The following is a 13,556-nucleotide window of genomic DNA, read 5'->3' as shown; positions in this document are numbered from 1 at the left end:
TGCGTATTCGATTTTAATTTCTGTATTGGCAAGGTAATTATGTTCAAACTCTCTCTCAGTATGACGATGCGTGACTGGCGTGCTGGTGAGCTGCGCTTTTTACTGATTGCCTTGATGATCGCCGTGGCCTCCCTGGCCTCGGTCGGTTTTTTTACCGACAGGATGCGCAGTGGCCTCAACCGAGATGCCCAGCAGTTGCTAGGCGCTGACTTGCTGGTCGCGGCTGATCAGCCTATCAAGCCAGAGTGGCGACAAGAAGCGGAAAAGCGCGGCTTCAAGACGGCAGAGACGGTAGTTTTTCCAAGTATGGCGCTGGCGGGCGAGGGTGATGAAGCGATATCCCGCCTGGTCTCTTTAAAAGCCGTAAGTGCAGATTACCCCTTGCGTGGTAAGTTGAAGCTGAACAAGGGCGAGACAGAAGTCGCTACTGATGTCGTCCCTCAATCCGGAACAGTGTGGGTAGACCCGGCTTTGCTATCGGCCCTTAATTTGAATGTAGGTCAAAAAATCAAGCTGGGTGAGCTGCAATTGACGGTGACCCAGACCATAGGTACAGAACCCGACCGTGGTGCTGGTTTCATGAATTTTGCGCCACGGGCCATGATATCGCTGGTGGATATACCGGCCAGCAAGCTGATACAAAACGGGTCGCGCGTGACTTATCGTTTGCTCATGGCGGGCGATGCCAAATTGATCGCTGCCTATCAAAAAGAGCTGCAGGGCAAAATAGAAAGTGAAAAACTCAAAGGCATACGCCTGGAATCGCTTGAATCTGGCAGGCCAGAAATGCGTGCCACGCTGGACAGGGCAGATCAGTTCCTGTCGCTGGTGAGTCTGTTGTCAGCCATGCTGGCAGCAGTTGCCATCGCTATGGCTGCGCGCCGCTTCATGCTGCGCCATCTGGATGCCTGCGCCATGTTGCGCTGCCTGGGGCTGACCCAAAATCAGGTCATGTCCATGTATCTGATCGAATTCCTGATTTTGGGTTTGTTGGGCAGTATCGCTGGTGTGCTGCTGGGTTATGCCGGCCATTATGTCTTGCTGGAATGGCTGGGCAAGCTGGTCGCCAAGGATTTGCCGGATGCGAATTTCTTGCCTGCAGTGCAGGGCATTGCCACAGGTTTATTGCTGCTGGTAGGTTTTGCCTTGCCACCGATTTTGCAATTGCGTAATGTACCGCATAATCGCGTTATACGACGTGAACAGGATGCGCCCAAGGCCATGACGCTGGTGACTTACGCATGCGGCCTGGGCATGTTCGTGGCCTTGTTGCTGTGGCAAACGGCGGATATCAAACTGGGCCTGATGACTGCGGCTGGCTTTTTGCTTGGTTTGCTGGTATTCGCGCTGGTGGCATGGCTGGGTATGTTCTCACTCAAACGCATGCGTACATTATTCGCGCATTCTGCCTGGCGTTTTGCCATTACTGCTCTACAAAGGCGACCTGGCGCGACTATCGTGCAAGTCGTCTCCCTTGCCCTGGGTTTGATGGCCTTGTTGTTATTGACTGTGGTGCGCGGTGACCTGATCACTGCATGGAAAAAAGCTACCCCGGCAGATGCACCAAATCAGTTTGTCATCAATATACAGCCAGATCAAAAAGCAGATATTGCCAGGCAAGTACAGGCTTTTGGCAAACCTGAGCTTTACCCCATGATACGTGGTCGCCTGATTGCCTTGAATGACAAACCTATCACTGGCGACACCTATGCAGAAGACCAGGCCAAGCGCATGGTCGATCGTGAATTCAATTTGTCGACCATGGCAGACATGCCTGCTCTGAACAAGATCACTGCCGGTCGCTGGTATGACGATAGCAAGGCCACAGAGGCCGAGGCTTCAGTGGAAGAGGGTATAGCCAAAACCCTGAAGCTCAAGCTGGGTGACAAAATGACTTTTGATGTCGCAGGTCAGCAGGTGACTTCGACTATCACCAGCCTGCGCAAGCTTGACTGGGGTTCGATGCGGGTAAACTTCTTTGTCATCATCAACCCTAAAGCCATGGTCGATATGCCACAAACCTGGATTACGGCTTTCCGTTTGCCCGAAACAGATAAAACTTTCGTCAATCGCTTCATGCGTGACTTCCCTAACCTGACCGTTGTAGACGTTGGGGCGATGATCAAGCAAATGCAGGATGTGCTGGACCAGGTGATCACGGCAGTAGAATTCCTGTTCCTGTTCACGCTGGCCTCTGGTGTGCTGGTGTTATATGCAGCGCTGGCTGGCTCTCAAGATGTACGCATGCGAGAGGCTGCGCTCTTGCGTGCATTAGGCGCAACCCGCAAACAACTCTCGCAGGCACAGTGGATAGAATTCTTGCTGATAGGCGGTTTGTCTGGCGTATTGGCAGCTTCAGGTGCATCTGCCATAGGCTGGGCACTGGCACGCTTCAGTTTTAATTTTGAATGGACTTTCTCGCCTTTGGTATGGCTGGCAGGCCTGGTTGTTGGCGCTACTTGTGCCGTGGTAGGTGGCTGGCTGGGTTTGCGCAATGTCCTGAATCAGCCACCCCTGCAAAGCCTGCGTGAGGCTTGATAGCAACGCGCACTGAATTAATTTAAAAGGATATATCTTGCAAAAACAAGACATCAAACTGTATGTGGATTCACAATTTACTAGCCCTTATGCGATGTCGGTGTTCGTTACCTTGCATGAAAAATGCCTGGACTTTGAGTTGTTGACAGTAGATCTGGAGGCAGACGCCCAGCATGCGCCCGACTATGCAGCCACGTCCCTGACGCAGCGTGTGCCTACTCTGGTGCACAATGGTTTTGCCTTATCCGAATCTTCAGCGATTACCGAGTATCTGGAAGAAGTATTTCCACAGCATGCAGTTTATCCCAAAGACACTCACGCCCGCGCCAGGGCAAGGCAGGTGCAAGCCTGGATACGTAGCGCCCTGATGCCTATACGGGTAGAGCGTAATACCCAGGTCATCTTCTATGGCAAGAAGCTGGAACCCTTGTCTGACGCTGCCAAAGCAGCAGCGGCGCAATTGTTCCTGGTGGGTGAATCATTGATACCAGAGAATGCTGAAAACCTCTTTGGTGACTGGTCTGTCGCTGATCTTGATCTCGCTTTGATGATTAATCGTCTGGCACTGCATGGCGATCAGGTGCCTGAAAAATTAGTCCGGTTCGCAGCCCAGCAGTGGCAAAGACCTGCAGTGCAATTGTGGGTGAATCAGGCAAGACCAGCACTCTGAATGGTTTTAAGAGCGGTTTTAAATTAGCGATGACATGAATACTGAAGTTGAAAATAATGAAGAAGCCCAGGTCAATTTATATGAATTGCTGGGTGGTGCAGAAAAACTGCGTGAGATGGTTGATCGGTTTTATGACTTGATGGAACTGGAGCCAGAATTTGCTGGCATACGTGCACTACATCCCACTCCCATGGATGGATCACGCGACAAACTGTTCTGGTTTTTGTCTGGCTGGATGGGCGGCCCTAATTTGTATATAGAGCAGTTTGGTCATCCGCGCCTGCGCGCACGCCATCTGCCATATGCCATCGCCAGCAGCGAACGTGATCAATGGCTGCGCTGCATGGCTTGGGCCATGCAAGATGTTGGCGTCAGTGAAGATTTGCAGCAGCATTTAATGCAATCGTTTTATCAGACGGCTGACTGGATGCGCAACCGTCCTGGCTGAGTTTCCAGGCTTTGCAATTTGAAATCCCTTTTTCACCTGAATATTTTTCTATGAGCCTGTTTGAAGTACTGATACTTTTGCTGGCTGCGCTGGCCGTCGTCCTGAATATTTTGCTGTTACTGCGTAAGTCTGGCACGCAGGATGCAAGTGGCATACTTGCCATACAGGAGCAACTGCGCCAGACTCAACAACAATCATTGCAGTCGCAAATGACGCAGGAACGCAGTGAACGCGCATTAAGAGAACAGGTGCAATTGACTGCCCAGACTGGCCGCCAGGAACTGTCTGGTAGCTTCGGCCAGTTACAGCAAAACCTGGCGGCCCAGTTGACCAGCGTGGCCACGCTGCAAAATAACCAGATCGATGCATTTTCCCAGCAACTGGTGAAGCTCAATGAAACCAATGCCCAGCAACTGGAACAATTCAGGCAGGCTTTCATTTTGCAGGGACAGGTCGCCCGTGACGAGCAGGGCCAAAGCCTGAAACGCTTTGGTGATAGCCTGAATCAAACTCTGTTGGCACTGACAGAATCAAATGCCCAGCGCATGAACGAAATACGCGCAACGCTGGAACAAAAAATTCAGCAATTGCAGGCTGACAATGCAGGTAAGCTAGAAGAAATGCGCAAGACTGTGGATGAAAAATTGCATGCGACGTTGGAGCAGCGCCTGGGCGAATCATTCAAGCTAGTCTCTGACCGTCTCGAAAAAGTCCATCAAGGTCTGGGTGAGATGCAGCAGCTTGCGATAGGTGTTGGTGATCTCAAGCGCGTGCTGACGAATGTGAAAACCCGTGGCACCTGGGGCGAAGTGCAACTGGAAATGGTGCTTGAACAAATGCTGACACCAGACCAGTATGCCAAAAATGTAGAAACCATACCAGGCTCAGGTGAGCGGGTGGAATTTGCCATCAAGTTGCCGGGCAAGGAAGAAAACAGGGCACCGGTATGGATGCCCATCGATGCAAAATTCCCCAAGGAACAATATGAGCGCCTGATCGATGCCGCAGAGCGTGCCGATGCAGAGGGCGTAGCGCAGGCAGGCAAAGAGCTGGAGAGAGCGATACGCCTGGAAGCCAAAACCATTTCTGAGAAATACCTGTCACCACCACTGACGACAGATTTCGCCATCCTGTTCCTGCCGACTGAGGGACTGTATGCAGAAGTCATGCGCAGGCCGGGTCTGGCTGATGAATTGCAGCGTACTTGCCGCGTCTCCATCTCTGGCCCATCTACCTTGTCAGCCTTGCTGAACAGCCTGCAAATGGGTTTCCGTAGCCTGGTGCTGGAACAGCGCTCATCAGAAGTCTGGCAAGTACTCGGAGCGGTCAAGACAGAGTTTGGCAAGTTTGCCGATGTACTGACCGCCACCAAAGTCGCGCTGGAAAAAGCGGCAAAAAATATTGATCAGGCAGAAGTCAGAACGCGGCAAATGACACGCAAACTCAAAAGCGTTGAAGCCTTACCTGCTGATACTGCGCAAAGCCTTCTGGGTACCAGCATTGATGCTGGTGATGCAGATACTGAATAAAGATGCTTTGACCTGATTAAACCAGGTCTGAAGATTTATCACCCATTAAATAACGCGGCCCAGTACCTCTGGTATGGGCAATGTCTTGTGGGTTATATAACGCGCAGGATTTGAGCGACAGGCAGCCGCAGCCTATACAGGAACTTAGCTGGTCACGCAAGGCTGTCAATGACCTGATGCGCTCTTCTATCAGGGCATGCCATGATCTCGATAGCTTCTCCCAATCCTGCTTTGTCGGCGTCCGCTGGCCGGGCAGGGTAGCCAGACTATTTTCTATTTCTTCCAGTGTCAGCCCTGCTGTTTGCGCCGCCTTGATAAAGGCAACGCGACGCAATACCTCACGCGGGAATTGGCGACGTTGCGCAGGACTGCGTACGCTGGTAATCAAACCACGGCTTTCATAAAAGCGCAAAGCACTGGCGGCGATGCCTGATCGTTCGGCAAGTTCACCTATGCTGATCAGATTTGTATTGTTTGCATCAGCCATCATTTCACCTCAATGCATAAAAAAGTGTTTGACTTCAAGTTAACTTGAACTTGCATACTACAACACATCAACTATCGATGGAGAGTGCAAATGACGGCTTCAACAACAGCGATGTGCAGTAATTTGATTCTTAAGGACTTGCTGGACAAGAACAGGGCGTTCGCCCTGAATGGCAAGGGAACCACCAACCACTGTCCCATGGCCTTGTGCGCACTTGCCGGCATGGGGGCGAGTGACAGACGTTTGCAGGACTTCTTTGCGCATTGGCGCGATACTTATGCCTTGCCAGCCTTGCCTCCCGCTGTAACCATCAGGTATGAAGACTTTCAGGCTTATCTTGGCAAGAGAGAAAACTTTGCTGATCTGCAATCCTGCTTTGCCATTCGTATTGCGCAGCGAGGAAAAAGCGAAGTCATCAGGGATTTATTGGTTCGTGTCCCATTCGCTCCTGCAACGACCGCCTTTCATGCACTGATACGGTTGGCTTATGGTTTGCAAGCTGAGCATGACGGGGAAATAGCGGCCAGTCTCGCTGCACTGGTTGCCGCGAACTTTGATATCAGCATCGATATCGAAACGCGACCAGTTGCCGGTTCGGTTGCATCTGGTTTTTATCAATTATCGCAAGGCATGAGAGGCAAAACCTATCCAGGCAGGATGATTGCAGAGAAAATGCGGGCAGTCGTCAATGATGAACAATTTTTGCAAAATTTGCCGGGCATGCCTGTCACTGAAAATTTGCTGGATGAACTGGCGCTCTGGGCGATTTCAGCTTATGGGCAAACCAGGGACTTTACGATCTTGCATATAGTCACGGGTGTCAACGCGGCAAGGCAGGTCTTGCCTTATCTCGATCAAAAAACACTGTTCAGCAGGCTGCAAGATCTATGGGTAGCGCTATGCGCAGCATACGTCTCTGTTGGCGCACCAATGCTCGTGTCTGAATCCGTGTATGAAAGCCGCATGCGCGTAAAACACAGGCAACTCTGCTCCTGGTCGGATTTGTTTGCGAGGGCGATAGAGAGCAATGATGACCACGTGATCAAGCTGACTTATACCTGCGCCCTGGAAATCAGTTTGCAGCCCAATCTGCTTTACCAGATGGTGGTCATGGAAATGCTGGAAGATCAAATAGTATCGTTTGCCTGTTGATGCTTGCCACTGTCAAGGTGGACAACGCGGTAGGCATTTTTACCACTGCGCTTGACTTCATACATGGCGGCATCGGCTTGACTGAGTAAATCACTGGCATCAAATTCATTTGGGCCAGTATAACTGATGCCTATGCTAGCACCAATTTGCACACACAGGGTTTCATTGATGACGATAGGCTGGCTGGCCAGGGTAATGATTTTTTGAGCAATTTCTTCTGCTTTTTCCAGATGTGTCAGGTCTTTTAACAGGATGATGAATTCATCGCCGCCGAGGCGGGCAATGAAATCTGATCTTCTGACCGTATTGCTGACCAGGCGGGAAAAATGCACGAGTACCTGGTCACCAACGGTATGGCCGTGGCTGTCATTGACTTGCTTGAATTTGTCCAGATCTATCATGAGCAGGAAAAAACCCTGTGCATTGCCATTGGTATATTCCCTGGACAGGCGGCTGATTTCTTTTTCAAAGCCCAGGCGATTGTTGATGCCAGTTAAATGATCGGTTACCGCCAGTTGATTGGCACTTTCTTCCTGCGATTTGCGTTCAGTAATGTCATTCACCAGGCCTTGCAATATGCCGTCTTCGGCCGGGCTGATGACGAGGTTAATCCACTTCTTGCTGCTTGAGCTTGCCAGCTGTATGTAAAAGTCGTCAGACATGATCCTGGCTTCATTGATAGCCGCATCGATCATCAGGTGCAAGCGTAATTCCTGGCCTTCCAGCAATGAAGTCAGGGCATTCGCAATAATGTCTTTGCCACCATGATCGTCAAGACTGAACATGCGCAGGAAGGCAGGGTTGTAAGAGAGCAGTTCACCAGAAAAATTGAGCTGGAAGATACCGGTTTCTGCATTTTCAAAAATGGTCTGGAATTTTTTCTCACCTATCGCATGCTGCATGCGCAGGGTCCGCTCTTCATTGAGTGTCTTGAGCAGGCTGGCGACCAGGGTGTTGACGTCGCGTACCAATTGACCGATTTCGTCTTTTTCATTGCCATCTGGCAGGCCCAGCTTGTCACCGGATTCTGGTGCCAGGGTATGCAGGCGGTCTGATATATTTTTAATCGGCCTGGTAATCATCGTCAGTACGACATACACCACTGCACAAGCCATGGCCAACGCCTGCAATAACAAGAGATAGACGATGAAGCGCGCCTTGGCTGTACTCTGGTCCCTGATGAAATCAATGTTGGGGTCCAGGTGAATTTCGCAGACTTTTTCTTTAGGATTGAACGGAGAATAAACTTCGTGCACCAGTTGATTGGATGGGCTGATACCGGGCAGTATGGCAAGCGCGGATTGATCGCTGCCTTTGACCGGTTTCTTGTCAGCCTGGGCAAGGACTTTACCTTCTGAAATGATTTGCACCCGGCTGATATCGCCATTCTTTAATAAGCCGCGTGCGAGCTCTCCTGCCAGATTCTGGTCTAGTACAAAGCAGGCTATGCTGGCGGTATTTTCAACCGTGCTCAACGATGCCTGCATGCGCTGGCGGGCCTGTTCCTGTTCAGATTGGGCAGAGAAATGATAGCTGAGCAGTGCGAAAAATATACCTACAAGCAGGGCAATACCAAGCACAATGAATGCGCTGCGATAAACGATGCTGGTACGTAGTAGTCTTAACATGCAGGAATCACTTATTGTGTGGGGTCATAAATCATTCTGACCCGTTTATCCAGCTTCTTCCGTTCTATATAGCCTATGGCCGCCTTGTTGCTGCTGACGATATCCATTACCTCATCTGCCGATTCTACCTGCATGGGCGGCGAGCCCTGGCCAGAAAACATCAACCTTGCCCAATAAGAATTGATTTCGGGCAGATTTTTATTGACCAGCAATGCATAAAACTTCGCCTTTTCAGTATTGGCTGCCGTCATGTCCAGCGGCATGGCATTCATGCCAGATGCCAGCTTGCGGTTTCTGCCCATATACAGGTTGATGACTTCATCCTTGCTCAATTTTTCTATGCCACTTTGTGGATTGGCAATCACCACCAGGTCTGCCTGTGCTGCATGACAGCAGCCCCAGAAACCAAGACACAAGAGAAGATGGCAAAGGACTCTCATCATTTTCTCTAAAAAATGAAATTGTAGGCAATGCTGATCAGCCTGGCTTTGCCATTCCATCCGGGCTGATTATTCCTGACCAAAAAATAGTCATCTGTCTTGATGTCATCTACTTGTAATTTCACATTGCTTTTTTCTGTCAGGTCATAGCGCACCCCGAGAGAGAAAGTGGTCTGGCGATTGTATTGATTATTGATTGCGTCATTGAAGGCTGCTGCAAGCATATCGATATCGGGGCTGACGCTCAGCGGTAGGCGGCTGGCAGTGCTTTTGTTAACGGGTCTTGATGCCGAGTAAGTAAAATAAGGTGTCCATTGATCGATGCGATAACCGACAGTCAGGTAGGCGGCCCTGTTGGTGGGGAAGAGCAGGGATGCCGAGCTCAGTTGATTGAGCATGAGCTGAGCCTGCAAGGGCCCCTCGTCATAGGCAATACCTGCCGACAGATAAGTGAATTTTTTATCTGTCAGTGACAGGTCATTCGCCAGACCGGCACTGGGAATAAAGGCGTTCAGGTAAGGTGAACGCAGGTTGTCCAGCAATGGCTGCAAAGGCGGGAATTCATTTTTGAATGTAAGCTGGCTGTAGCCCAGGCGATATATCCAGTTTGAAGTCTGGTATTCAAGATGTCCGCCGAGCAGGCGCGAACGGTTCAGGGACAAGAATTCGTCCGGGCTGCCTGTTGAAGTTTTTTCCTTGGCCACACCTGCAAAGACTTTGGCACGCAATATGCCGCCACCCAATGGTGTAGAGAGCACCATGTCACCGCCATCGAAATAGGAAATGATCAGGCTGCCAAAGAAATCAATGGGAGGTCTTACCCATTGATAGGTATAGCCGACATTGCGTGAATCAGCCAGCAGATAAACATCAAATCCAAGGCGGCCTGCACGCAACTGCAGATTATCGTTCGGGACGTAGCGGGCATATGCCCAGGTGACTTCAGGCTGGAATTTGTTTGTAGATCTGCGGCTGACAACTTGCAGGGCTGTGTCGATATTGTCATTGATGCTCTTGTTGAGCTGAAGGCCAAAATTGGAGTCCATGCCAAAATCAGTTTGTCTGGTGTAACCAACACCGTCATTCTGCGTCAGGTCGCGGACGATATCAACATTGCGGGTGTTGCTATGAACGACACCAAGTGTGCCAAAACCACTGATGGTAAATGGCTTGCTGTCATCTGCAGCATGCACCTGTGTTACCAGGGTGAGCATGCTGATGCATGGAATAAGATGTAAAAACCTGCTTGACATAGAACCTCACTGTCACGGCAAAGTGCTACACGATCAAAGGCAAGCTGTTTTGTGCAGTGTCTGTTAACGGATTTTACAGACACTGCATGGGACTACATGATTATTTTTTCTCAGCAGGTTTTTGTTTGGCGATCACCAAATCTTTTATACCGTTATAAACATCTTCGGTTAATATTTTTTTGCTAAGCAATTCATCCTTACCTTTGTAAGGACGCCCCTTGATAATTGCATCTGAGCGTACATCACCAATTTTAGGGAGGGTTGCCAATTCTTTTTTTGTCGCGCTGTTCAAATCCAGAAGCTCGGTTTTTGCCGATGCTGAAGCCGATGCCGCCGCAGATGCAGACGTTGCCGCAACAGCCGCGCTAGTCGATGCTTTCTTGGATGCGTCGGCGGCAGAAACGCTGCCGATAGCCATGGTTGTCAGCGTGGTCGCCAACAAGATTGCCTGCCATTGTTTTTTCATCTTTACTCCATCCCAAAAAGTGAAACAGGAGCACGAGGCTCCTGTTTTTTACAAAGTTCATGAGCGCTGCTGAGTGCAGCATAGCATGTTATTGTGTTTGTACCATCGAATTAATGAGTACTGGTGTTACAGGTACATCAGACATGCCGCCGGCTGTTGTGGTTGGCACGACATTGATCTTGTCCATGATATCCAAACCAGTCACAATTTTGCCAAATACTGCATAACCAGTGCCTGCTGTCAGCCCGTCAAAACCGGTATTGTCGGCTGCATTCAGGTAAAACTGTGCTGTTGCAGAGTTTGCATCGCTGGTACGCGCCATGGCGATAGTGCCGCGCAGGTTGCTCAAACCATTTGGTGTTTCCAGTTTGATGGCTGGCAGTGTTGTCGGCTGCTGCAAATCAGATGTGAAGCCGCCGCCCTGGACGATAGCGCTCTTGATGACGCGATGGAAAATTTTATTTACATAAAAGCCATTTTCGACATAGTTCAGGAAATTATCGACAGTAATAGGTGCTCTGCCAGGATTGAGTTCGATGACTATCGTGCCCATGCTGGTTGTCATCGTGACTTGTGGCTGTGCAGCCAGTGTCAGATTGACCAGACCGGAGAACAGTGTCGTGCCATTTGCCGCTGTAATGGAGTAAGTCGTTGAGCCAACGCCAACCAGTTTGCAGGACAATACGCGCTGGGTAGCCGTACCACCTGGCAATTCTGTAATGGTCAGGCAGGCAGGGATGCTGGCGTTATAGCCCTTGTCCAGATTTTGGCCGGTAATCGTAAAGTTGGTTACCTTGCGGTAAACGACCTGATCCGTTGTGACTTTTGTCACGGATGGTACAACGGCAGCCGTATCTGACTTGGAACCGCCGCAGCCGCTAAGTAATACAATAGATGCACAGGCACCCAAGAGCCATGATGTCGCTTTCAAACTGTTCTCCAAAAGTAAGTAAATGGCAGTATTTTACTTTGCTTATCCCTATTTTTATCGTCAAGCTGGAAGCTGTTACGATTTCTATACAATTGTGACTGTATTTTTTAGATAAGACCTGCAAATGGCAGCACGCTGAGCTTTTCGCCAGCAGCAATATTGCCTTGGTCATCATGCAGGATGATCATGCAATTGGCTTCTGACATGGAGCGTAAAATACCGGAGCCCTGTGAACCTGTAATACTGACGCCAAGCTCGCCATCTGCGCGTACGGACAATATGCCGCGCTGGTATTCTGTGCGCCCTGGCCGTTTGCGTATGTCTGCATTCGATTTGACGCTGAATATGGGAAAAGGTGTTATTTCTGCTCCGCTCATTTGCTGCAAAGCCTGGCGCGCAAAAAAATAAAAAGAAACCATGACGGCAACCGGGTTACCCGGCAGGCCAAACAGATAGGCAGATTTGCCTGCTGAGGCGATTTTGCCAAAGGCCATGGGGCGGCCAGGTCGCATGGCTATGCTCCAGAAGGCAACTTCGCCCAGCTTGTCCATCAACTGGCGGGTATGGTCAGCATCGCCAACAGAGACACCTCCTGAAGTGATGATGGCATCGGCATTTTCACAGGCGCTACGCATCGCTGCTTCAAGTGCGTCGGGATTGTCCTGCACCACGCCCATATCTAGTACCTCACAACCCATGCGCATCAGCATGCCATACAGGGTGTAGCGATTACTGTCATACACACAGCCGCTTTCCAGTGTTTCGCCCAAAGAGCGCAATTCATCACCGGTAGAAAATATGGCGACCCGCAGCCGTCTCTGTACGCTGACTTCTGGGATGCCCAGCGAGGCAAGCAGTCCAAGGTCGGCTGGTGTCAGTATCTTGCCTTTATGCAGGGCGATTGTGCCCATGGCCAGGTCTTCACCTTTGAGGCGGCGATTGTCGCCTGCGCGCAAACTACCTGCGCTTATTCTGATTTTGTCATCACTGATTTTTGTCGTGAATTCCTGCGGGACTACCGTATCGCAGGCCGCTGGCATGAGCGCGCCTGTCATGATGCGCACACATTCTCCTCGCCCGACTGTACCGGTAAACTCTGCGCCTGCCAGTACAGTAGCTGTGACCTTCAGTTTCAGTTCCTGTCCATCAGCTAAGTCTTCACCCCGCAAAGCATAGCCATCCATGGCAGAGTTGTTGTGGGCAGGTACGTTGATCGGAGAAGTGATGTCCGTCGCCAGTACGCGCCCCAGAGCCTGGCGTATGGTGAGTTTTTCTATTCCACAAACAGGCTGGATATAGGCGCGCATGATATCTTGCGCCTGTTGAACTGTAAGGGCATTGGGGTTGTAGTCAGACATGCTTGCGGTGATGTCTTGCAGCTTGTTGGCTACTCCTGGGACAGTATTCATATCAGTTTTCAAGTTCCTGTAATTCTTTCAGCGTGTTGATATTCCTGAATGCTGCATTATCCTCAAACAAGACTTCGCTTATTTGCAGGCAGGCATGCCAGGCCTGCATTTTGCGTCCGCCATTTTCAAGATATGCTGTCAATCTGGGTAGTACGCTAGTTTTCATGAGTGCAAACACAGGATGAATTTGTTTTTGCAAAATTCCTTCGCGGTTTTCCAAAGTCGTGGCTATGGCGAGGTCTGTATTTTGCTGTAGCAAGACAGACGACAGGCGCTCAGCCAGATCGGCTGGAAAAAATGGCGAATCGCAGGGCGCGCAAAGCAAATAGGGTGTAGTGCAATATAGTAAGCCAGCCTGTATTCCCGCCAGCGGGCCAGCAAAGTCTTGCATATTATCAGCATGGACTGGGCAGCCAAACTTCTTATAGGTGTCAGGGTTCTGGTTTGCGCTGATCATGACAGTTGCCGTTTGTGCCGCCAGTCTTTGCAGTACATGCACGGCCATGGGCTTGTCGTGCAGGCATTGCAAGCCTTTATCTATTTCACCCATGCGCGTGCCGCGGCCACCTGCCAGTACCAGGCCAGTGATAAGCTCTTTCTTCAGG

The 13,556-nt window shown here is 50.4% G+C and carries 13 protein-coding genes; 5 read left to right on the top strand and 8 right to left on the bottom strand.

Features of this window, described 5'->3' with window-relative positions:
• The first annotated feature begins 39 nt into the window (after positions 1-39).
• Genes ACO0LI_RS09675 through ACO0LI_RS09660 form a run of 4 tightly spaced genes read left to right on the top strand, consistent with a single transcriptional unit; the run spans position 40 to position 5,185 of the window.
• Positions 40-2,538, top strand: coding sequence for an ABC transporter permease (locus ACO0LI_RS09675; protein ID WP_423032397.1), 2,499 nt, complete (start codon positions 40-42; stop codon positions 2,536-2,538).
• Between the two features lie 37 nt (positions 2,539-2,575).
• The gene (gene yfcF / locus ACO0LI_RS09670; protein WP_422951040.1) at positions 2,576-3,208 is read left to right on the top strand and encodes a glutathione transferase; all 633 of its coding nucleotides are present in this window, start codon (positions 2,576-2,578) and stop codon (positions 3,206-3,208) included.
• Between the two features lie 34 nt (positions 3,209-3,242).
• Complete coding sequence (locus tag ACO0LI_RS09665; RefSeq protein WP_422951041.1) at positions 3,243-3,656, top strand: group II truncated hemoglobin; 414 nt, start codon at positions 3,243-3,245, stop codon at positions 3,654-3,656.
• Positions 3,657-3,706: 50 nt separating this feature from the next.
• Positions 3,707-5,185 (top strand): DNA recombination protein RmuC, encoded by a 1,479-nt coding sequence (locus tag ACO0LI_RS09660; protein ID WP_422951042.1) that lies wholly within the window; start codon positions 3,707-3,709, stop codon positions 5,183-5,185.
• A gap of 16 nt (positions 5,186-5,201) precedes the next feature.
• Here ACO0LI_RS09660 and soxR read toward each other — a convergent pair whose 3' ends face one another.
• Positions 5,202-5,672, bottom strand: a complete 471-nt coding sequence (soxR, locus tag ACO0LI_RS09655) for a redox-sensitive transcriptional activator SoxR (RefSeq protein ID WP_422951043.1) — start codon at positions 5,670-5,672, stop codon at positions 5,202-5,204.
• A gap of 90 nt (positions 5,673-5,762) precedes the next feature.
• On the opposite strand from soxR, the gene ACO0LI_RS09650 reads away from it, so the two are divergent.
• Positions 5,763-6,824: a questin oxidase family protein gene (locus tag ACO0LI_RS09650; protein WP_423032396.1), complete on the top strand. Its 1,062-nt coding sequence runs from the start codon at positions 5,763-5,765 to the stop codon at positions 6,822-6,824.
• Here ACO0LI_RS09650 and ACO0LI_RS09645 read toward each other — a convergent pair.
• The 7 genes from ACO0LI_RS09645 to mobA form a co-directional block, all read right to left on the bottom strand.
• A complete protein-coding gene (locus ACO0LI_RS09645) occupies positions 6,800-8,452 on the bottom strand; it encodes a diguanylate cyclase domain-containing protein (RefSeq protein WP_423032395.1) in 1,653 nt (550 codons plus the stop codon). The two genes, ACO0LI_RS09650 and ACO0LI_RS09645, sit on opposite strands and share 25 nt — an antisense overlap.
• A gap of 11 nt (positions 8,453-8,463) precedes the next feature.
• The gene (locus ACO0LI_RS09640; protein ID WP_423032394.1) at positions 8,464-8,892 is read right to left on the bottom strand and encodes a hypothetical protein; all 429 of its coding nucleotides are present in this window, start codon (positions 8,890-8,892) and stop codon (positions 8,464-8,466) included.
• A gap of 8 nt (positions 8,893-8,900) precedes the next feature.
• Complete coding sequence (locus tag ACO0LI_RS09635; protein ID WP_423032393.1) at positions 8,901-10,106, bottom strand: hypothetical protein; 1,206 nt, start codon at positions 10,104-10,106, stop codon at positions 8,901-8,903.
• 139 nt (positions 10,107-10,245) lie between these two features.
• Positions 10,246-10,611 (bottom strand): ComEA family DNA-binding protein, encoded by a 366-nt coding sequence (locus ACO0LI_RS09630; RefSeq protein WP_423032392.1) that lies wholly within the window; start codon positions 10,609-10,611, stop codon positions 10,246-10,248.
• A gap of 88 nt (positions 10,612-10,699) precedes the next feature.
• Positions 10,700-11,542 (bottom strand): peptidylprolyl isomerase, encoded by an 843-nt coding sequence (locus tag ACO0LI_RS09625; RefSeq protein ID WP_422951049.1) that lies wholly within the window; start codon positions 11,540-11,542, stop codon positions 10,700-10,702.
• 107 nt (positions 11,543-11,649) lie between these two features.
• On the bottom strand, positions 11,650-12,951 hold the full coding sequence (glp, locus tag ACO0LI_RS09620) for a gephyrin-like molybdotransferase Glp (protein WP_423032391.1): 1,302 nt from the start codon (positions 12,949-12,951) through the stop codon (positions 11,650-11,652).
• Position 12,952: 1 nt separating this feature from the next.
• Positions 12,953-13,501: a molybdenum cofactor guanylyltransferase MobA gene (gene mobA, locus ACO0LI_RS09615; protein ID WP_422951105.1), complete on the bottom strand. Its 549-nt coding sequence runs from the start codon at positions 13,499-13,501 to the stop codon at positions 12,953-12,955.
• Positions 13,502-13,556 lie beyond the last annotated feature (55 nt).

The sequence above is a fragment of the Undibacterium sp. Tian12W genome (genome assembly GCF_049339405.1).
Classification (GTDB): domain Bacteria; phylum Pseudomonadota; class Gammaproteobacteria; order Burkholderiales; family Burkholderiaceae_D; genus Undibacterium.
Note: the sequence above shows the minus strand (reverse complement) of the source record. Positions and strands in the feature narration are given on the sequence as shown.